Raw genomic sequence first — 18,781 nt, 5'->3', positions numbered from 1 at the left:
GAATTTGCAGCGGGCTGGAGAAAGGGTCATTCTGAGAATGAAGATTCCGACGTTACTAACTGAGTGTTGTATCTAATCGTGGGGGCAGGTCAGCTCGCCAAGCTGCCGCACAAGAACTTTCACAGCAAGGTGTCGCCACAACCTATAGTGATAGAGATATCCGCGTTCTAAAAGAACTTACCGATAAGTTCAACTATCGCTACCTCCAGATGCTAGAGCAAGAGCCATTCGGAGCCAAAGTACGTGATGTGATTACGACACCACTTTATGAATTTTTTGTTCAGTCTGATGACCCATTTTGTTCATTCAACAGCCGAGAGCTTGAATCGATGCGAGTTGAATTAATAGGTAAGGTCAAAAATTTCTGGCGTCATTTCGGCCAACATTCTGCTGGTTGTGTAGGGTACTATGACTACATTGATATTTCGGCAATAAGAATGAGAAATCCTGACTCGGTTAATCGTTTTATTGAGCTAATTTATCAGACGCAGGAACTCGCCCAAGACATTTGCCGTACAGCACGGAAGTTGTTGGAAATACGAGCAAGACTGGAATAAAAAGGCTCATTCAAAGATTCTCACTCACGGTATTGAGAGTCTTTTGAAACACAAAATAGGTAATGACTTACCTATTACTTATCGGTATAGTTCTTTCAGTTACTCACTTGAAAGGACTCAATATGGGAAACAAACGTAAACAGGCGCGTCGCGCAGCTCGTCAGGCACTGAAGTCAAAACCACGCATCCACGGCTACGAAATTGACACAATCATCGTTGACGAGCTGGCTGCCGCCCCTGCTCTGCCACCAAAACCTAAACGCGACAACTCCCCCATCGAAGCGCGTAACGAGGCCCAGGCCCACTATCTTATCTCCCTCGATACCAAACCTCTGACGTTCGCCGCTGGTGAAGCCGGTTGCGGTAAGACCTACCTGGCTGCTGCCGTCGCAGCGCAGCGTCTGCTGGATAAGGAGGTCGGGAAGATCATCGTGACGCGTCCGGTATTGCAAGCAGAAGAAGATCTGGGCTTCCTTCCGGGCGACATGAGCGAGAAGTTCGCTCCGTTCTTCCGGCCCGTCTATGACGTGCTACAGAAGCGTTTGGGTGGCTCGTTCCTTGAATATTGCTTAAAACCAGAGGTGGCCAAAGTAGAGATTGCCCCCTTCGCTTACATGCGTGGGCGCACGTTCGAGAATGCTGTAGTCATTCTCGATGAGGCGCAAAACGTTACAGCGTCACAAATGAAAATGTTCCTGACCCGTATGGGTGAGAACGTAACCGTCATTGTGAACGGAGATGTGACGCAATGCGACCTGCCAGGCAATGTTAAGTCTGGTCTGGAAGATGCACTGGAGCGTTTTAAACCTTCCTCCCATGTTGGCCTTATTGAGTTTGCGACCGAAGACTGCGTGCGTTCTGAGCTATGCAAAGTCGCACTGGAAGCCTATCAGTAAGGGAAAGCCAATGATCAAAGAGTACCTGCCACACCAGAAACGTGTCATGGATGAACACGAAGAACTGTGTGGCCGCATCAAAGAACTGGAGGCGTACATTGCCGGCGACGAGTTTGCTCGCCTGCTGTATGTCGACCACATCATCCTCATTAAGCAGCTGGACACGATGAAGGCGTATGACCTGATTCTTCGTGCTCGGATCGCTCGTTTTTAACGTAAGGAAACCAAAATGACCGATATGGATATCGAAAACGAGATTGTGGCCAAAGGCAAAACGGCCGCGCGTGTTACCCCGGAACGCATTGAAGCTGTTATCTCAGGCGAGTTTTACTTTACCGGCGCGGACGGATATCGCAGCTCACCGTTGTGGCTGAAGCAGGAAGAGCCTGAACCGGCCCCGCAATTACTCGAACTGCTGACCTTCTGCGTTCTTGTGCTGGAGAACGGCTACACCGTAACCGGCGAGTCTGCGTGCGCCAGCCCGGAGAACTTTGATCCGGAGATCGGACGTAAAATTGCACGCCAGAACGCGATTGCCAAAATCTGGCCCCTGGAAGGCTATCTTCTCAAGCAGCAGCTGCACGAGGTGAAGTGATGAAGGTCGTTATCTACGGACGGGATAATTGCTCATACTGCAAACGTGCGGTCGAGCTGGCGAAGCAGCTGCACGGCCACGGCTTTGGCGATTATGAATACATCGATATTGTGTCTGCCGGGATCGACAAAGAGAAGTTGAGCGACCTGGTTGGCAAGCCGGTGGAGACCATACCGCAGGTGTTCGTAAATGGCGAAACTATCGGGGGTTATACGGAATTTGCTGCTTTTGCGAGCACCCTGTAATACAATACGGCTCCTTTTGGGGCCGTTTCTGTTTGTCGCAGTTTCAGGGAACGCGTACACTTAGTTACGAGCCAGCAAAAAGCAGGCAGATAAATCATGAAAGACTCAATCACCAAAATCGCAATGGTTGTGGCACTGGCACTAAGCAGCCTGTCACACGGTTCTTATGCCAAAGATCACACCCATGAACGCAGCGCTATTACTTCAGGGGCGAGCGCACCATCCCTCGCAGAACTGCGCGAAAGTGTGGGTAAAATCCAGGAAGTTACCGCTGATGGCCGTGAAATTTACGCCAGACTGGATGCGCTGGCAGAACATGATTTTGAGCAGGCAAAGTTTGCCGCAGAAGGCTTACGTGCTGATGTAATTGGCTCCCTGGCAATTGCCGAGTTCTTATTCCAGGCATTACCAGAGATGTCGATCATCCGGTCTTACGACAAAAACTCCACTGAATACAAGCTATGCAGGGCTGTCGCTGAGATGCGTCACGGGGCCAAAAATCTCGATAATCTGGTTAATCAGATCCTGACAGTTAGCCCTCTTCGCGAATCAGAAATTAGCCATGCGGCTCTTGCTGTTCTGGCAGCCAGTGGCACAGAGGCTTCGACCAAATGGCTCTGATTGTCGAGATCAACCCCGATACACGCGCCGCATTTTTAGACCCCACTTTCAAAAAGTTCCCTGGATTGGAACAGCAGCTCATAGAGGAATTTATTTACTGCAAGGAGCACAACGCCACAACGGATACCTTCGGCAGTGACGCCGTCTTCACTTTTCCACCTTATGCCGTAGACGCTCAACTCGCTCGCATCCACATCAAGCTACCCGACGAACAGCCCTGGCCACCTCGCACTCCAGATCGGCAGAAGAAGAGTAATACTTATTTAGTTTATGCACAGCATTTGTGGAATCCGGACAGATACTCCATTCTTGCACTTGTTACCCCAGCACACGATCTCATGAGCGCCGCCAACACACAGTTAATCTCCCACTTTTCAGCCTGTGCTGAAGATTTTCACAACCGCTAAAATCATCTTGCTTGTTTCTCAGATTTAAAAAAATCGACTCTCAATGATTCCATACCTATTAAGTATGGAATCATTGTACAAAACAGACTATTTTATGGTTGATCATACAAAAACTTATGCCTAATATACTGTTTATACATACAGTAAAAAGGCTTCACTCAGTGAGTGGATAATGAAAAACACCTTTGATAAAGCACGCGCAGCAGAAAACACCTCTCGGGAAGCCATCGAGTACCTCGAACGCGCTTCCGGTTTGTCGGCAGTGTCGACCGCCAAATTCGACGGAGACATGTCGTTTTCTTCCGCCTTCATGTTATTCACTCGCTTATCTTTACTGATAACGAGACGTCGACCTGAAATAGCCGTTCATTGTGTTTTGATACATGTAATGCCGCATATCTCTGAAGTAAAGGTAAGTGATATAAGTAGGGTCTTGGTCAACCAACTGGTGAACCCACTGATACTGGAAGGCAAGATCGTCCAGGGCAGACGCGTATTCTCCCTAATGAAACAGTTCCTGAGCTGGTGCGCTTTTCAGGGGCTGATTGATACATCGCCGTTGAATGATATGTCTCTCAATAAAGTTGCTGGTGGCGCGAAGCCAGTACCGCGCGAACGTAAGCTGACCGACGCCGAGGTCTGGGTATTCTGGAACGTCTGGGATTACTTCAATGTGTGTGAAGGCACAAAGTGGGCGGCCAGGCTCTGTCTTGTTGCTGCCAGACGACCCGATGAAGTGCTCCGGGCCAGAAAGGATGAGTTCAACCTTCAACGTGATGTATGGAATCAAGGTACGCGAAACAAATCGGCCAGACAGCACGCGCTGCCGTTAAGCCCATTGATGCGTCAATGCGTGGAAGAGTTGTTCGAGTACGGGAAAGGCAGCCAGTGGCTCGTTCCTTCGAATAAGAAGAAGGGCGTAGATACGCCAATGTCTAAGGTGGCCATTGCCCAGGCACTGAGAAGGATACTGGAACGACCTGAGTTGATGGAGGTTGAGTCATTCACCCCACGCGATCTGAGACGTACAGCTCGTAGCTATTTCCCCGCTCTGGGGATTAGTCAGGAGGTGGCTCGTAAGATTATGAACCACAGTCTTGAAGGGATAGATCGCGTCTATGACCGCCACGATTATATGGATGAGATGCGAGACGCCTTGAATAACTTCTCAACGTACATCGCATCCATCGTTAATCAAACAGACTTAGACGAGATAGACCACAAATTCAAGGGAGATCGTCTAGCCACCGAGCTTATTCGTGTAAATTTCTCACAGTGACTTGATGGCCTCAACCACCTTTTCTGACGCACCTTGTTGACCGTCAAAACGGTTACGGAACGCTTCTAGAACGAGTTTTTCATCAGCGGAGAGAGGTGCAGTGCCCTCTTCGCGAAAAAACTCAAGCAGCTCAGGATGACGTTCTTCCAGAACCATCAGCATCAGTCGAACCGGATCTGCATCCAGCGCTTCGGCTAATGCTCGAACCTTATCTACTGGAAGTGGGATTTTGCCGCTTTTGATGAGAGAGAGATTGTTGGCGTTCTTGTACCCAACCTCTTTGGCAATGGTAGCCTGACTTTTAGGCGAGATTGTGATTAACGAGTCAATGTAAGCTGCGTAGCGACCTTGTTTGATCTCTGTTTCGTTGGTAGCCATGTAGTTAACCTTGCGTGTTTTGTTTATCTCTGGTAAGTGCTTACTGATATTACAGCAAAGGCCAGGGTTGTAAAGACTTATCTATTTAATTTCGGTAGGCACAAAATCCCGGCATACCGCCATTATACTATGGTTTTTAGGCGGTTTGTCACTATTCGCTTACAGAAATAAGTAAGACGTATCTGATATAGTTGCATTCCATATTGATACAATAGGTAGTAGTATTGCCGAACTTTCAAATGTGTTCAGTTGGATGATATGAAATGAAAAATATAACTTCTAAATTGACCGCCCTTGAGGTTGGACACGCATATGCGATTGGACTGGATGGCGTCGCGACGATCCTGACAGAACTAGAATCTGAGGAGCTTCCCGTGGAAATGGTTGATACGACGGTTTTCACTTTTGAGCTAAAAAATAAACATTTCACTCTCATCAATACCGGTTGCGGCTCCCTTGCCGTGAGAACCATTTAAAACACATTCCTGCCTATAGATGCCTGTACGAACAGCTTAGTTACCTGTTCGTACAGTGATAAATTACGCACATCAGAAAACAAATTGTTTTAATAACAAGGAAATTCTCATGTCCAAAGCCATGACCAGATCTGTGCTGAAAGAGGTACAGGACTTTCGCGACTGCGTAAAACGAGTTGTAGCGATGCTATCAGGCAAACAGATACCTGTTGCAGAGCGAGGCAATGAAGCATATGTCCGCTACAACCGGCGCGGCGAACCAGTGCTGGTAAACATCCCATCTATACCGGACGACGCGTCACCAACCCTCATGAACGCAGTACGTGGTTTTCTCGACCATGAGGTAGCCCATATCCTCTTTACTGATCCGAAAGTCGCAATGAAGATGCGCGAGAAAGGAAAGGCTCCGTCTACCGGGCTTTGGAACGCGCTGGAAGACGTTTTTATTGAACGCAGAATGGGACAGGTATTCAACGGAACTCGTCGCAATTTGCTGGCCACACAGAACCTGGTGATCGACAAATACTTCAAGGGCAAAGTGTCAGAGGCGGTTTCAATCTGCCACGGCAACCAGCGTGAATTGTTCCTGAAATTCTTCCTTTGCCCGGTCGTTCGCGCCTGGGATGGCCAAAGCCCTTTCATCGACTTTATGGAAGAACACTGGCACCTCATCGAGAAGCCTGTGGCCTTGCTCAAAGAGCATGGTATCGACGTGGCCGTTCGCAATATGTCGAACACAGAAGACTGCGTGAAGGTAGCAGCTGCTATCGCCCAAATCATGCAGGATATGAAAGACAAGCCAGAGGGCAAATTACCAGAGCTTAAATCGTCTGCTAGGAAGCCGTCGAAGAGTGAGGATGAGTCAGAGGAAACCCCAGAAGCCGGTGACGAACCGACTCATAGTGAATCAGCACCAAAGCGTACCAAAGGCGAAGACGACGACAAGGAAGAGCAAGAAGATGATGCCTCAGAAGAGGAAGAGTCTGGGGATTCTGATTTGCCTGAATCAGTAGATAAGGACTTACCTATAGAAGATAAAGAAATTAGTGATACAGAAAGTAAATATACAGAAGCAGGCGAAGAGGAATCAGGAGACACCCCAGAATCCGATGATGCCGGCATGGAATCAGGTGATTCTGATGACGAAGGTGGTAGTGATGACACTGGCTCTCCAACGCCTGGTGATGGCATTCGCGAAGACGCCGATGACTCCGATGGTTATGGCTCTGGCGCCGCTGGCGATGGGGATAGTGATAGTGATGACGGCGAAGACTCCGATGCCGGTCACGGGGAGTCGGAAGGAGAAGGCGAAGAGGAAGATGATGCCGCCGATCAAACAGACGGCGAAGGTAAAGAAAATGAGGATGCTGCGGAAGCGCCTGAAGACAGTGAGTCAGGCTTTGTTCCTGCTCCGGATGAAATGACTCTGGAGGACGCACTCAAGGCGCTCGACGAGATGGAAGACGGAACAGGCGAAATGACCGAAGACGCACTGTCGGCCACCATCAGCAAAGAGCTTATGAGCACCTCACTTTCTGAGTATCGCCCATACGATCGTTCATACGACTTTATCGGGTTGATTGATGGGGCTGAAGAGCATGTAAAGCGCACCAGAAAGACGTTCGGCGCAATCCCGATGCACTCACCGGTCGATCGCTACCGCATGGTTCCGGAAGGCAGAAGGCTCTTTGAACTGAAAATCGAAAAACATCTGTCAGCAGGCGTTTCTTCGACTCTGGCCAAAGACCTGGAGCGAGCTATCGCCAGCCGCAATCGAGTTCAGTTTATCCCAGGCCAGAGACGTGGGCGGATACATGGCGCGAACCTGTATCGTCTGGCAATGAACGACGACCGCGTGTTCCGCAAGAAAGAAGACCACAGAGCGGTGAACGCGTGCGTCCAGCAAGTGATCGACTTGTCCGGCTCAATGGGCGGCAGGAAGATTCAACTGGCACTCGCCAGCGCCTACACCATTGCGGATGCTCTGGATCGTATCAATGTGCCTAACATCATCACTGGCTTTACCACGTTTGGTAGCCCAGATTATGAAACCATGTCGAAGCGCGGGTTTACTCGTTTCGAGGCGCTAATGCTGCCCATTATCAAAAACTGGAATGAGAAAGCTAACTCTCCAGAGATCCGCGCCCGCATGGGCTGCGTGTGTGAGACGTTCCCCCTGCTCAATAACGTCGATGGTGAGAGCGTCGCGCAGCTGGCGACTCTGTTTGCAGGGCGAATGGAGGACAAGAAGATCATGCTGGTTATGAGCGACGGGGCGCCATGTGCTGCAGGCGATGGGTTCCATCAGCATTTGCGAACCGTCACCAAAGAAATTGAGACGTTGAGTGACATCGATTTGATGGCTATCGGCGTTCTGACCGACGCACCACGGCGTTACTACAAAAATTACGCACTGGTAAACAGCGTAGAAGAGTTAGGGCCGTCAGTCGTCACAGAGCTATCTCGTATCATTCTTGGGTAATTGCTTTACCCGTAAAAATAAGTAATCACTTACTATACAGCCTATTATATTTATATAAGATATACCCCACGAACGACAAACAGTAAGGAAAAACACATGACCGCTACTGCACTACAGCAAGAAGAACATTTGCCGGAAGCCATCGTCTGCAAGTGGTGTGGCAAATCCTTTCATTACCTGAAATCCCATATCTCTATGGGCCGCTGCGAGAACATTCCTGAGTCCGCGAAAGGTCTGGACGTGGACGAGGTGGTGAAAATGTACACCACTGCGTTTCCGGATGAACCAACGATCTCTCGCACGGCACTGGCCAAACTCAATGAGAAGCGTGCCGAAAAGCATTCAGGCGAAGGAAAAGTAGCGGAGATTAGCGCCCACCCGGGCTACGCAGGAACGGTCGAATACAAAACCGAACTGGTGGCCGCGCACGAGCTGCTTGGCGTAACGATCAAAGAGCTGGGAACGCCACGCGGAAAACCACTACAGGTGACAGTCAACGTCAACACGCCATATCCGGAGTTCGTACCGGAAGCGAAGAAGAACTATGTGTATGGCGACTTCGACCTGATTAAAGACATCTTCATGATGCTGGAAATCGGAATCCCAGGCTATCTCTGGGGTCATGCAGGAACCGGTAAATCTTCTCTTCCTACGCAGCTATGCGCCCTGCTGAATCGACCACTGATCCGCGCCCAGCATACGGCGTCTATGGAAGAAGCACACGTTACAGGCCAGATCCTCGCTCGCGATGGCTCCACCTACTTCGAGCCGGGTTTGCTGGCGCTGGCGATGAAAAATGGCTGGGTGTACCTCGCTGATGAATATGACTTCGCGTTCCCGCAGATTCTGGGTGTGTACCAGCCAGTTCTTGAAGGAGAACCGCTGATCATCAAAGAGGCAACTCCGGACTGGCGCCGTATCACTCCGCATAAACGCTTTGCCTTCATTGGCACTGGAAACACTAACGGCTCTGGCGACGAAACGGGTCTCTATCAAGGAACGAACATCCAGAACGCGGCGAACTTCTCGCGCTTCGGCATTGTTTCGAACGTGAAGTACATGAGCACTAAGGCTGAAGTCAACATGCTGGCTGAGGCTGGCGTCATCCGCGAATACGCCGAGAAGATGGTGAAATTCGCGAACCTTGTCCGTGAAGGTTATGAACAGCATCTGATCAGCCAGCCAATCGGCCCTCGCGAGCTGCTGCTGTCCGCAAAAATCGGAATGATGCGCGGTGATTTCTCTGCCGGCATCGAAAAGTCGTTTATCAATAAACTTCCATCCACGTCTGCACAGGCAGCGCGTGAAGTGGTTCAGAAGATCTTCGGTTAATCGTGCGTAAAGGATGTTTCGGCTCTCTTATCGCAGCGTCTGAAACTGGCCGGGCTTGTCTGGCGTGTCCGGATAGGCCCGAGTGCCACCAGTCAGCCAAAGAGGTTGCGATTTCGATGTATGGGAAGTTCGTTGGCTTCCCCAATGACAAAATCAAGAAAACCAGAAAGGTAAAAACACATGAAGGCTCTGATGGTCAGAACTGACTTCTCCCTGGGAGAGTCGGCTCTAAAAGCAGAAAACGCGGTGAAAATCGCGAGAGACGCTGGCTACACCGCTGTCATTTCCGCTGACAGCATGAACATTGCCAGTGTGATCCCCTTGCAACGTGCCGCTGGCGACGACATGGCGGTTATTTGTGGTGTTAAGCTGAATGTTGTCGATGATCCGACATACGAGCACCGCGCCCGCCTTACGAAAGAGTCAGGGGGATGTATGGAATCATTGGTACGTGATCGCCGCTACTGCTTCACGGCACTGATAAAGAACGAGCAAGGTTATCGCGACGTGTGCGAACTGATGACCTTAGCCAACAAGCGCGAGCAATTCTACTTTGTCCCGCGTCTGGCGCTTGACCAGCTGGCGGCCGCATATGCCAAAGGCAACATCATCCTGCTGACGTCTGACATTGGCAGTGTATTCCAGCGCCGGGACTTCGCAAAGATTATCGGGACGCTGGTGACATCTGGAGGACGCGATAACTTCTACAGCGTGGTTTATCCGCACCCTACCCCATTCTACGACCAGATTAACGTCCGGGCGATGAAAGTGGCGAGCGCACTGAAAATAGAGCCAGTGGCGTTCTATCCCGCTTATTACGAAGCGGTCGACGACGCTGACATTAAAGACATTGCGCACATGGTTACGAACAACATCAAAATCGACCAGCCGCATCGTCTGCGTATTCCCCACCAGCGAGATAACGCCGTTAATGGTCGCCGCCATCTCCTTGAAGCGCTGAAAGCCTTCTCCGTTCGAATGGATGTGCCGGTAACAGCTGCAATGGCCTCAACAACGCAGGACACCATTATTGAAGCCTGCACATGGCGCTGGCATGAATTGTCACCAGCACTGCCCAAGATGGCAGACGACGAGCCTGCAACGCTGATGAAGCTGGCTGTCGCGGGGCTGCGCAAGCGTCTTACTACCAAAGAGTTTGGCTACACACCACCGGCTTCTGAGCACCGTGTGTATGTTGATCGCCTGAAGTACGAAATGGACACTCTGACCCGCCTGGGCTTCTGTGGTTACTTCCTGATGGTGCGCGACCTGATGAATCACAGCCGTGAAACTGGCATTCCTGTCGGGCCAGGTCGTGGTTCCTCTGCCGGGTCTCTGGTGGCGTGGTGCATAGGCATAACCAACGTTGATCCTATCCGTCACGGTCTTCTGTTTGAGCGTTTCATTAACCCTGAACGTCTCGACTTGCCGGATGCGGATCTGGACTTCAGCCAGGCACGTCGTCATGAGGTGATCGAGTATCTGAATGAACGCTATGGCGAAGATTACGTTGCCGGTATTCCGAACTTCACCTATCTGGGCGCTGCTTCGGCGCTGCGTGACACTGCGCGTATTTACGGTGTCGACGCTGCGGATATGGCGGTATCCAAAGAGTTCAAGAATCTGGAAGACGATAGCCTGTCGCTGGAAGAGCTGCGCGAGCAACTGGCCAGCCTGGACAAATACGCCACGAAAAACCCGGAAGCGTTCAAAGCGGCGTGTAAGCTGCAAAGCCTGATGCGTGGTTTTGGTCGTCACGCTGCGGGGATGATCGTCGCTGGTGTTCCATTGGTAGAGCGCACGCCCGTCGAGCTGCGTGGCAATGCTCGCTGTATTGCGTTCGATAAACGTTACTGCGAGGCGATGGGGCTGATTAAGCTGGACGTTCTCGGTCTGGCAACGCTCGATCTGCTGGATAGCGCGAAAAGCTACATCAAAGAGAGTACCGGGGAAGACATCAATCTCGATGCTATCCCACTGGACGATCGCAAGGTTCTGGATGGGTTCGCTGCAGGGTACACGCAGGGCGTATTCCAGCTGGAGTCCGGCCCCATGCGCAAGCTGCTTAAAGATCTGGGCGGTGGCATTGAGCCAATGAGCTTCAAAACCGTTGTCGCCACAACCGCACTCTTCCGACCTGGCCCGATTCAATCCGGCATGTTGGACGACTATGTCTCGGTGGCCAAAGGCTTCATGGCTCCACAGTCGCTGCACCCGGTACTGGACGAACTTACCGCGGAAACCAACGGCGTGATTCTGTATCAGGAACAGACGATGAACGCGACACGATTGCTGGCCGGCTTCACGATGGCCGAAGCAGATGGTGTGCGTAAAGCGATCGGTAAAAAGGATATGGAAAAGATGAAGAGCATGGGCGAGAAGTTCGTCGTTCAGGCTCAAGCGGGTTGGATCGACGTTGAGATGGAAGACGGCACAACGCAGCGTATTCACCGCGCGGAACACTTCAAATGTGAGGACGGCGCACTGCGGACGGTCGAAGAAGCGCTGGAGGCAGGTGTGAAATTGCCTATGGCTGCTGTACGCGTTACAGGGTCACAACCGGGCTTGTCTGAGACGAAAGCTAAGGAGATCTGGGATGCCTTCGAGAAGAACGGTGCGTATCAGTTCAACAAATCACACTCCGTTGCCTACTCGCTGATCAGCTATCAGTCTATGTGGTTAAAGACACACTACCCTGCTGAGTTCTTCGCTGCTGCGCTCACCATTCTGGGCGAGGATAAGCACCAAGGGCTGGTTAAGGATGCGCTGACCTATGGCATTCGCGTATTACCACCAGACGTTAACGTGTCATCTAACCGAATTGAGATCCGCACGCTGGAAGACGGCAGCCAGGTACTGTATGCGCCATTCTCTGCTGTGAAAGGCTGCTCTGAGAACGGATGCCAGGCCATCATGAGAGCGCGTGAGAAAGTTGGCGGCAAATTCGAGTCACTTGAGCAATTTGAGGAAGCGGTCGAGAAGCGTGCGTGTAACAGCCGGGTACGCGAGTCACTGCAAAAAGTAGGTGCGTTCGCATCGATTGAGCCTGGCAGTCTGCCAGCGACAGATCCGGAACGACTGCGCGACCAGGCAGAGTTGATGGGCAATCTGGTGATCGACGCTGTAAAAGCCTCTCGACCGTTCGAGATGAACCCTAAGCGCTCTGCTGAAGTGAATGTACTGATGACTCGCATGGCGGCAGAAATGGGTCTGGGAGACGACCTGATTCGCCCAAGCATTGGCATTAAGCCGAAAATCATGGTCATTCTGGACAACGCGAACGGCAATGATGGGCGTACCGGCTACTTCATGGAGAACGGCTACGACGACTTTAAGGCGAAGTTGCTTACTGCAGGCGATCTGCGCATGGGCGATCTCTACGTCACCGGCGTATGCAAAAAGGTGAAGGACAAAGAGAAGGACTACACCAAAGACGAGATCGGCCAGTTCACCGACTTTATGCGTGAAGAGATCAATCTGGTGCGTCCGACCTATGTGCTGACGTGTGGCAGCCGGGCGACGTCACTCTTCAACAACAAAAGCAAACCATCCGACCTGGTTGGACGCAAAGAGTATCTGCCAGAGCTGGATGTGACCGTTTTCTACGGATTTAACCCGAACATTTTGTACTTTCGCCCAGAGGAAGGCGAAAAGCTGGAAGCAATTCTGGCAGAGGTAGCGGAGACTATTAGCAAATGAATAAAGAGAACATCATGAACGAGGCACAGAAGATTGCACAAGCGCTGGCGGCTATCCCAGCGGATTTTCAGGATAAAGCAGTTGCGGCCACCATGCGGTCGCAGTTCTGGGAAATCATCGACTGTCCGGTCACGTTAGATCTGGCGCTGGCGTTCGCCGGGCTGGATGGTGCCGACAAAGTCAGTCGTTTGCGTAAATGTGCCAGAGCGCTGGCGCTTAAAACGCAAGATCCGAAGGCGTGCCAGTATCTGCTGGAGATCTACGAATCGGATAACCCAGAGGAACAGCTGGAGGCGTTCAAAGTGTTCCGCAATCGGGTGGTGCTGAAGGTGGCCAAAGAGTTTATGGAAGTGAACAAGATTGGCGATGTGAGACAGTACAGGCTGAAACGCCAGACCAGAGTCACGCTATCCAACATTTTTGGTAAGAAAGTCGCATAAAGCAAAAACCCGCCGATTGGCGGGTTTTTTCATGCGCATTCGGCGTGATGACGTCGACGTGCGATAAGTGCTACCGCGATCGACTCAACTTCTTGAAAATCTTTTGAAGCACTTGCACGTAAGGCAAGGTTCCATTTACTCAGCACACGAGCGTTATTTACCAAGTTGCTGTCTTCTTTTAATCGACCGTTCTTTAGTAGCCATTCGGCTACATCAGCCCAATCCCAGAGTGGAGATTGGCCTTTAATGCGTTGGACTGGGCAAGGGAAGTCGCCGCTACCGCGAGTGCCATCTTTCAGCATCGCAATCGCCTGGCGAGACATTTCTGTTATTTCTGCAATGTCGCTCAAGCCTACAAGGGCAGAGTCGACAGATTCAACAATAGCGCCGATTCCGGCTGATTCGATATTGTCGACCGCTGATGCAATAGCTGCATCCAGCGATTCAGCTTCGCGGTCGAACTCAACATAGACGGAGTTTCCATATGCGCAAATCAGCGCATCGTCACAGCCGCTTTCGTACAGCGCGTCTTCCAGTCCTTCGGTCTCATACGTTACGCCTGAGAGTGTCAGAGTGAAGTTATAAAGCGCCATAGTACCTCTTCGTTTAGTATTCAGAGTATTCTCTTATATTCGGTAAGGAGTGGTTGTCGCCACTCCTTACCGGGCAAAATCACTTGCAGTGTTTTACGGTGCTTATGATTCGCTTGGCATGGTTTTCAGCACTTTTCGGCGTCGACCATACACTCATTTGGTGATCTCGGTGTTCACCTTCTGGATTGCCACAACGCAACCTGCAAAAGCAGTGAGCAGAATCGCCCGGTGCAACCCAAACCCAGCCTTGGTCTAAAGCATATTCAATGGCCGCTTGAATGTGCTTGTTCGAATGTTTCTTCATTCGCCTCCGACAATATTATACTATTACCAGCGTTGACATCTGTCAACGGCGAATGAAATTCATCCGTCCATGTCCCCGCCCTGTTGTCGCACGCTGTCTACGGCCAGCTTTTAACGGCGCATAGAGTACCAGAACCACCCGATTTTTCACTGGCTTGCCTATCTCATAACCTCCATTTCATCGTGTCATAATCTCCACCGCCTGCTCCCACCATGATAAAATTGATATATATAAATAAGCAGGCAATTAACACCATGAGCACCGATATCTACGAAAAAATCATGTCCGATCTGGAGTTCGACCGCGACAATCTTGAGGAAGTCTGGCGTCAGCAACCGCGCCTGTTGATGGAGTACGGCTCTAAGCTGGCGCGGGCAGAACGCGAGGTCGCAGATGCAAAACTCTCCCTCGATGCGATTGAGGCGAAAATCTACGACAATGAGCGTAAGAACCTGAGTATGAACGGCATTAAGTTTAATGAGTCCGTACTGGAGGCAAAGGTTAGAACCAACCCGCAATACCTCGCAAAGCGCCAGAAACTCGACGATGCCCGGCACATTGCAGATCTGTACAAGCACGCTGTAGCCGCCTTCTCTCACCGCCGCGACATGATTGTCCAGGCGTCCAAAATGGCTATCGTGGAAATTGAACGTTTGGGCGCCGAACGTTTCCACTCTCCCCGTTAATTTATGCTAGATCGTAAGTAAGTACTGATCTATCATTCTTCTCGCTCGAAAGAGCCACGAATAAACGAACGCCCAACGCGCATAGCGCCAATGGCCACAATCACAACAAGGAGAAATACATGTCTAAGTCATTACTTGATCTGCTTAACAAGACCCGTGGCGATATTGCTTCTAAACGTGGCAATAACGTTGATTTGACCCGTCTGAAAGACGGCAATAACTATCTGCGCATTTTTCCGAACATGGACGACCCGAATGGCGTGTTCTTCCAGACTTTCGGTATGCACTACGTTAAGCATCAGAATGAGGAAGGCAAAGATGTAACCACCGCCTACATCTGCGAACAGCACACCCACAGCCACGCTTGCCAGCTGTGTGAGATGGTTATGGAAGGTCGTGCTCGCTTTAAGGGCAACAAAGCGATGGAAGAGCGCATTAACAGTATGCGTGCTACACCGCGTTATCTGGTCAACGGTGTTCTGTCTGCGCGTGAAGACTTTGCAGACGCAGAGAAATGCCAGTTGATTGAGCTGCCGTCTACGGTCTTCGACGATATCTGCAAAGTGATGTCCGAAGATATTGCGGATGATATCGGCAACCCACTGAGCAAAGAAGAAGGCTATGCGTTCCTGATTAAGCGTACCGGTTCCGGTCGTGACACCAAGTACGACGTATCCCCGAAACGTAAAGTCTACAAAGGCGACATTCCTGAGAAGCTCTGGACTACCCAACACGATCTGATCGCATACGCGAACCAGGCTGACGAAACTCGTCTGCTGTCTACGGCTCGCACTATGGGTCGTCTGATTGGTATTGCGGCTCCGGCAGCAACGATGTCCTCTCCGGCCATTTCTTCCGCTGCAAAATCAGCTGCTGCTGAACTGCCAGGCTTTGGCTCTATCACTGGTCATACGGAAGGCGCAGCTGCTGTCGCTACAGCACACACTCCGGCTCCAGAGTCCACCAGCCTGGTTGATGAAGAGATCCTGCGTGCCGCTGAAGCTGAGTTCAAACCGGAAACTAAACCGGAAGAAGTTAAAGCTCCGGAAGCCGCCGCAGCTGCAAGTGCTTCAGCATCTGCTGCCGCTGCATCTGCACCAGCTGACGAAGGTCTCGACGACCTGCTGGCTGAACTGGACGCTCTGTAATCCCATAACGTGACCAGTAAGGCGTCTACGGACGCCTTACTTTTTGGAAGGAGTGTACCGGTGAATTATCTCTTTGTGGACGGTAACAGCCTGGGCTATTACCACCAGCAATCCGACAAATTACACAACGGCGAGATGGAAGTTCAGGCGGCTTTTGGCTTCGTGAAGAACGTTCGTCGTTACGCCTCAATTCTCCATGCCCGCCCAATGATCTTGTGGGATGGATGCAGCGACAAACGTCGCGACTTCTACCCGGAGTACAAAGCGAATCGCGATGACGACCCGGATATGAAGAAGATGAAAGAAGGCTTTGCCATCCAGAAGCCGTACATCTTGAAAATGATGACCGCGCTGGGCGTTAACCAACTCATTGCAAAGGACGCAGAAGCGGACGACCTGGCTGGAATGCTGGTCTCTCGCCTGGCTCCGCAGCCGACCGTCGATCACATCTACCTGCTGACTGGCGATGGCGACTGGCTCCAGCTGGTTCGCGAGAATGTGAGCTGGGTAAGCATGCGTGAAGATGCCAAGCACAAGCAGGTGAACTTCGAACAGTTCGCAGAGCTGACCGGTCTGCCAACGCCACGAGCGTTTCTGGAAGCGAAAGCGTTGCAGGGCGATAACTCGGACAACATCAAAGGCGTCGGCGGCATTGGTGATGGTGGCGCGAAAGAGCTGCTTCATGAATGGGGAAGCGTGGCCGCAATGGTACGCGGCATTAACGACGGCTCCATTGTCATCAACAAAGGTCGCTATAAGACGGCATTCAACAAGCTGGCAAAGAACGCCTTCAACGAGAAGACGGGCTGCCGGATGCTCGAAGCCTTTAAGCGCAACATGATGCTGATGAACCTTATCGACACAAAATTCCCACCCAGCGAAATCGAGTCGATTAAAGGCGCACGCGACATGAATGCCTTCGAACAGATGTGTTACGAGCTGAATTTCCGGTCGTTTCTGGAAGATCTGGAAGTGTTTGTTCTGCCATTTGAGAGGTACTGCTGATGCTGAAATCCATCATTAATGGCGGGGCAACTACGCCAACCATGCTGGCTAAAGAGATTGTCTTCTGCCACGGCGAGCACGCTGTGGTGGCGCTGCCGAACATTCTGGGCGCTGCTGGCATTTCTGCTACTGAGCGTGAGTTCGCGCTGGTCAGCGAGCAGGTCGTGAAGATCATCGCTCGCGTCGCCAAACACCTGAACCACGACGCAATCAAGTTTGACGAAGCCGCTGCTTCGAAGCGAATCAACGAATCAAAAGGAGCCTAATCATGGCAAAAGGCAAATCCGCACTGGCACTGGCGCTGAAAAAGAAAATCGGCAGCAATGACGAGATCCAGAAGGTCTCCCACTGGATTGACTCCGGTTTCCCTCCACTGAACAAAGCCATTTCCGGACGTTACGACGGTGGTTTTCCGTGTGGGCGTATCGTTGAAGTCTTCGGGCCACCAAGCGCCGGTAAAACCTTTTTGGCGACGGCTGCAATGGTGTCAGCACAAAAACAGGATGGTCTGGCCGTATTCCTTGACCACGAAAACAGTTTCGACGTTGGTCTGGCGGTAGCGAACGGACTGAACGCCGACGAAGACGACGGTCAGTGGGTCTACAAACAGCCGGATACCTTCGAAGACTCCGTAGAGCTGATCGGCACAATCCTCAAGCTGGTGCGCGACGAAGAGCTTATCCCGGAAACAGCTCCTATCTGCATCGTTGCCGACTCTCTGGCGTCGATGGTTCCGAACTCGAAGGCTGAGAAGTTCGACAAGATGGCAGAAGGCACTGCGAAGGACAAAGATCAGCTGAACATGAACGACAACACGGCGCTGGCGCGCGCGACGAGTGCGAACTTCCCTACTCTGGCGCTTTGGGCGCGTAAGTACAACGCGTGCATCATCTTCTTGAACCAGGTGCGTACCAAAATTGGCGTGATGTTTGGCGATCCGACTACGTCTCCGGGTGGCGACTCCCCGAAGTTCTACGCGTCGGTGCGCATCCGTCTGGGCGCATCCGTTATGAAGGATGGCAAAGAGAAGATCGGACAGGACGTTGGCGCCGAGTGCATCAAAAACAAAGTCGCGCCTCCGTTTGGCAAATGCTCATGGAAATTCTACTTCGACCCGACTCGCGGGCTGGACGTCATCGAATCGCTGGTTGAGTACATGCTGGAGGAAGGATACCTGCCCAAGAACGCCAGCGGGCGTGTGGAAATTGGCGATAAGAAATACACCAAATCGCAGATCGTCGAGATGTACCGCGAGAAGCCACTCCCGGAAATCATCGCAGCACTCCAGGCGATAGACGAACGGCGAGCGAAAGAGTCGTCCCCAGCAGAGACAGAAGAAGCGTAATCACAAGGCGTCCGTTGGACGCCTTTTTATACTTGAAAATATATAAGTACTTACTTATCATTTCTACACCAAAACGACAAAGGGAAACACATGATTAAGGGTTATCTCATGGCTGTTTCAGCAGTGGTATCAGTCTGCTTTATTTACGGTTTACTGGTTCCATCGCTTATATCAGCTAAAAGCGATCTGGCCTTCTTTATCGGACTTGCCATCGCTTTAATCTTCCCGGTTGCCTTGTTAAAAGCTGGCCGCAGGTATATCAACTCACTCAATAAAACTAAGGAGAAGTAAGT

At 51.2% G+C, this 18,781-nt stretch carries 22 protein-coding genes; 19 read left to right on the top strand and 3 right to left on the bottom strand.

The window, feature by feature from the left end; all coding sequences use genetic code 11:
* Positions 1 to 209 precede the first annotated feature (209 nt).
* From ACOTZF_RS18150 to ACOTZF_RS18115, 8 genes are all read left to right on the top strand, one after another.
* On the top strand, positions 210 to 557 hold the full coding sequence (locus tag ACOTZF_RS18150; RefSeq protein WP_421636170.1) for a hypothetical protein: 348 nt from the start codon (positions 210 to 212) through the stop codon (positions 555 to 557).
* Positions 558 to 679: 122 nt separating this feature from the next.
* Positions 680 to 1,453: a phosphate starvation-inducible protein PhoH gene (phoH, locus tag ACOTZF_RS18145; protein WP_072105572.1), complete on the top strand. Its 774-nt coding sequence runs from the start codon at positions 680 to 682 to the stop codon at positions 1,451 to 1,453.
* Between the two features lie 10 nt (positions 1,454 to 1,463).
* On the top strand, positions 1,464 to 1,667 hold the full coding sequence (locus ACOTZF_RS18140) for a crAss001_48 related protein (protein ID WP_284953666.1): 204 nt from the start codon (positions 1,464 to 1,466) through the stop codon (positions 1,665 to 1,667).
* Between the two features lie 15 nt (positions 1,668 to 1,682).
* On the top strand, positions 1,683 to 2,048 hold the full coding sequence (locus tag ACOTZF_RS18135; protein WP_421636169.1) for a Gp49 family protein: 366 nt from the start codon (positions 1,683 to 1,685) through the stop codon (positions 2,046 to 2,048).
* Positions 2,048 to 2,293, top strand: a complete 246-nt coding sequence (locus ACOTZF_RS18130) for a GrxA family glutaredoxin (RefSeq protein ID WP_105625560.1) — start codon at positions 2,048 to 2,050, stop codon at positions 2,291 to 2,293. Before ACOTZF_RS18135 ends, ACOTZF_RS18130 begins: the two co-directional genes overlap by 1 nt.
* A gap of 96 nt (positions 2,294 to 2,389) precedes the next feature.
* Complete coding sequence (locus ACOTZF_RS18125; RefSeq protein ID WP_006812569.1) at positions 2,390 to 2,914, top strand: hypothetical protein; 525 nt, start codon at positions 2,390 to 2,392, stop codon at positions 2,912 to 2,914.
* Positions 2,905 to 3,321, top strand: coding sequence for a type II toxin-antitoxin system YafO family toxin (locus ACOTZF_RS18120; protein WP_052735733.1), 417 nt, complete (start codon positions 2,905 to 2,907; stop codon positions 3,319 to 3,321). Before ACOTZF_RS18125 ends, ACOTZF_RS18120 begins: the two co-directional genes overlap by 10 nt.
* 172 nt (positions 3,322 to 3,493) lie before the next feature.
* Positions 3,494 to 4,600 (top strand): tyrosine-type recombinase/integrase, encoded by a 1,107-nt coding sequence (locus ACOTZF_RS18115; RefSeq protein WP_101740085.1) that lies wholly within the window; start codon positions 3,494 to 3,496, stop codon positions 4,598 to 4,600.
* On the opposite strand, the gene ACOTZF_RS18110 is transcribed toward ACOTZF_RS18115, so the two are convergent.
* Positions 4,592 to 4,978 (bottom strand): transcriptional regulator, encoded by a 387-nt coding sequence (locus tag ACOTZF_RS18110; RefSeq protein WP_022649892.1) that lies wholly within the window; start codon positions 4,976 to 4,978, stop codon positions 4,592 to 4,594. The two genes, ACOTZF_RS18115 and ACOTZF_RS18110, sit on opposite strands and share 9 nt — an antisense overlap.
* Positions 4,979 to 5,241: 263 nt before the next feature.
* Between ACOTZF_RS18110 and ACOTZF_RS18105 the strand changes: the two genes are divergently transcribed.
* The 5 genes from ACOTZF_RS18105 (at position 5,242) to ACOTZF_RS18085 (ending at position 13,407) form a co-directional block, all read left to right on the top strand.
* Positions 5,242 to 5,454, top strand: a complete 213-nt coding sequence (locus ACOTZF_RS18105; protein WP_004110118.1) for a hypothetical protein — start codon at positions 5,242 to 5,244, stop codon at positions 5,452 to 5,454.
* Positions 5,455 to 5,563: 109 nt separating this feature from the next.
* Complete coding sequence (locus ACOTZF_RS18100) at positions 5,564 to 7,936, top strand: cobaltochelatase CobT-related protein (RefSeq protein ID WP_421636168.1); 2,373 nt, start codon at positions 5,564 to 5,566, stop codon at positions 7,934 to 7,936.
* A 96-nt stretch (positions 7,937 to 8,032) separates the two neighbouring features.
* Entirely contained in the window at positions 8,033 to 9,268 is a 1,236-nt protein-coding gene (locus tag ACOTZF_RS18095; RefSeq protein ID WP_042863512.1) for an AAA family ATPase, read from the top strand.
* A gap of 180 nt (positions 9,269 to 9,448) precedes the next feature.
* On the top strand, positions 9,449 to 12,967 hold the full coding sequence (gene dnaE, locus ACOTZF_RS18090; RefSeq protein ID WP_421636167.1) for a DNA polymerase III subunit alpha: 3,519 nt from the start codon (positions 9,449 to 9,451) through the stop codon (positions 12,965 to 12,967).
* Positions 12,964 to 13,407 (top strand): hypothetical protein, encoded by a 444-nt coding sequence (locus tag ACOTZF_RS18085; RefSeq protein WP_421636166.1) that lies wholly within the window; start codon positions 12,964 to 12,966, stop codon positions 13,405 to 13,407. The genes dnaE and ACOTZF_RS18085 overlap by 4 nt, the downstream gene beginning before the upstream one ends.
* Positions 13,408 to 13,436: 29 nt before the next feature.
* Here the strand turns inward: ACOTZF_RS18085 and ACOTZF_RS18080 are convergent, their stop codons facing one another.
* Positions 13,437 to 14,000: a helix-turn-helix transcriptional regulator gene (locus ACOTZF_RS18080; protein WP_071684167.1), complete on the bottom strand. Its 564-nt coding sequence runs from the start codon at positions 13,998 to 14,000 to the stop codon at positions 13,437 to 13,439.
* Between the two features lie 79 nt (positions 14,001 to 14,079).
* Positions 14,080 to 14,304 carry a hypothetical protein gene (locus ACOTZF_RS18075; RefSeq protein WP_006812563.1) on the bottom strand — a complete coding sequence of 75 codons (225 nt, stop codon included), beginning with the start codon at positions 14,302 to 14,304 and terminating at the stop codon, positions 14,080 to 14,082.
* Between the two features lie 254 nt (positions 14,305 to 14,558).
* Here ACOTZF_RS18075 and ACOTZF_RS18070 point away from each other — a divergent pair, with 254 nt between their 5' ends.
* The 6 genes from ACOTZF_RS18070 to ACOTZF_RS18045 all read left to right on the top strand — a co-directional run bounded on the left by ACOTZF_RS18070 (position 14,559) and on the right by ACOTZF_RS18045 (position 18,779).
* Positions 14,559 to 14,990, top strand: a complete 432-nt coding sequence (locus ACOTZF_RS18070; RefSeq protein ID WP_000102109.1) for a hypothetical protein — start codon at positions 14,559 to 14,561, stop codon at positions 14,988 to 14,990.
* Positions 14,991 to 15,109: 119 nt separating this feature from the next.
* Positions 15,110 to 16,138, top strand: coding sequence for a regulator (locus tag ACOTZF_RS18065; protein WP_421636165.1), 1,029 nt, complete (start codon positions 15,110 to 15,112; stop codon positions 16,136 to 16,138).
* Between the two features lie 60 nt (positions 16,139 to 16,198).
* Positions 16,199 to 17,143 (top strand): 5'-3' exonuclease H3TH domain-containing protein, encoded by a 945-nt coding sequence (locus ACOTZF_RS18060; protein WP_421636164.1) that lies wholly within the window; start codon positions 16,199 to 16,201, stop codon positions 17,141 to 17,143.
* Positions 17,143 to 17,409: a hypothetical protein gene (locus ACOTZF_RS18055; RefSeq protein ID WP_000920226.1), complete on the top strand. Its 267-nt coding sequence runs from the start codon at positions 17,143 to 17,145 to the stop codon at positions 17,407 to 17,409. Before ACOTZF_RS18060 ends, ACOTZF_RS18055 begins: the two co-directional genes overlap by 1 nt.
* Before the next feature lie 2 nt (positions 17,410 to 17,411).
* A complete protein-coding gene (locus ACOTZF_RS18050; RefSeq protein WP_001051805.1) occupies positions 17,412 to 18,488 on the top strand; it encodes a recombinase RecA in 1,077 nt (358 codons plus the stop codon).
* A gap of 90 nt (positions 18,489 to 18,578) precedes the next feature.
* On the top strand, positions 18,579 to 18,779 hold the full coding sequence (locus tag ACOTZF_RS18045; RefSeq protein ID WP_016051664.1) for a hypothetical protein: 201 nt from the start codon (positions 18,579 to 18,581) through the stop codon (positions 18,777 to 18,779).
* Positions 18,780 to 18,781: the final 2 nt, after the last annotated feature.

The organism is Enterobacter cloacae complex sp. SHL021, from assembly GCF_049237765.1.
In the GTDB taxonomy this organism is placed as follows: domain Bacteria; phylum Pseudomonadota; class Gammaproteobacteria; order Enterobacterales; family Enterobacteriaceae; genus Enterobacter; species Enterobacter cloacae.
Note: the sequence above shows the minus strand (reverse complement) of the source record. Positions and strands in the feature narration are given on the sequence as shown.

Excerpts from the sequence above, each read along its gene's own strand:
- ACOTZF_RS18150 (WP_421636170.1), top strand. The coding sequence starts at position 210 with ATGCTAGAGCAAGAGCCATTCGGAGCCAAAGTACGTGATGTGATTACG.
- phoH (WP_072105572.1), top strand. The coding sequence starts at position 680 with ATGGGAAACAAACGTAAACAGGCGCGTCGCGCAGCTCGTCAGGCACTG.
- ACOTZF_RS18140 (WP_284953666.1), top strand. The coding sequence starts at position 1,464 with ATGATCAAAGAGTACCTGCCACACCAGAAACGTGTCATGGATGAACAC.
- ACOTZF_RS18135 (WP_421636169.1), top strand. The coding sequence starts at position 1,683 with ATGACCGATATGGATATCGAAAACGAGATTGTGGCCAAAGGCAAAACG.
- ACOTZF_RS18130 (WP_105625560.1), top strand. The coding sequence starts at position 2,048 with ATGAAGGTCGTTATCTACGGACGGGATAATTGCTCATACTGCAAACGT.
- ACOTZF_RS18125 (WP_006812569.1), top strand. The coding sequence starts at position 2,390 with ATGAAAGACTCAATCACCAAAATCGCAATGGTTGTGGCACTGGCACTA.
- ACOTZF_RS18120 (WP_052735733.1), top strand. The coding sequence starts at position 2,905 with ATGGCTCTGATTGTCGAGATCAACCCCGATACACGCGCCGCATTTTTA.
- ACOTZF_RS18115 (WP_101740085.1), top strand. The coding sequence starts at position 3,494 with ATGAAAAACACCTTTGATAAAGCACGCGCAGCAGAAAACACCTCTCGG.
- ACOTZF_RS18110 (WP_022649892.1), bottom strand. The coding sequence starts at position 4,978 with ATGGCTACCAACGAAACAGAGATCAAACAAGGTCGCTACGCAGCTTAC.
- ACOTZF_RS18105 (WP_004110118.1), top strand. The coding sequence starts at position 5,242 with ATGAAAAATATAACTTCTAAATTGACCGCCCTTGAGGTTGGACACGCA.
- ACOTZF_RS18100 (WP_421636168.1), top strand. The coding sequence starts at position 5,564 with ATGTCCAAAGCCATGACCAGATCTGTGCTGAAAGAGGTACAGGACTTT.
- ACOTZF_RS18095 (WP_042863512.1), top strand. The coding sequence starts at position 8,033 with ATGACCGCTACTGCACTACAGCAAGAAGAACATTTGCCGGAAGCCATC.
- dnaE (WP_421636167.1), top strand. The coding sequence starts at position 9,449 with ATGAAGGCTCTGATGGTCAGAACTGACTTCTCCCTGGGAGAGTCGGCT.
- ACOTZF_RS18085 (WP_421636166.1), top strand. The coding sequence starts at position 12,964 with ATGAATAAAGAGAACATCATGAACGAGGCACAGAAGATTGCACAAGCG.
- ACOTZF_RS18080 (WP_071684167.1), bottom strand. The coding sequence starts at position 14,000 with ATGGCGCTTTATAACTTCACTCTGACACTCTCAGGCGTAACGTATGAG.
- ACOTZF_RS18075 (WP_006812563.1), bottom strand. The coding sequence starts at position 14,304 with ATGAAGAAACATTCGAACAAGCACATTCAAGCGGCCATTGAATATGCT.
- ACOTZF_RS18070 (WP_000102109.1), top strand. The coding sequence starts at position 14,559 with ATGAGCACCGATATCTACGAAAAAATCATGTCCGATCTGGAGTTCGAC.
- ACOTZF_RS18065 (WP_421636165.1), top strand. The coding sequence starts at position 15,110 with ATGTCTAAGTCATTACTTGATCTGCTTAACAAGACCCGTGGCGATATT.
- ACOTZF_RS18055 (WP_000920226.1), top strand. The coding sequence starts at position 17,143 with ATGCTGAAATCCATCATTAATGGCGGGGCAACTACGCCAACCATGCTG.
- ACOTZF_RS18050 (WP_001051805.1), top strand. The coding sequence starts at position 17,412 with ATGGCAAAAGGCAAATCCGCACTGGCACTGGCGCTGAAAAAGAAAATC.
- ACOTZF_RS18045 (WP_016051664.1), top strand. The coding sequence starts at position 18,579 with ATGATTAAGGGTTATCTCATGGCTGTTTCAGCAGTGGTATCAGTCTGC.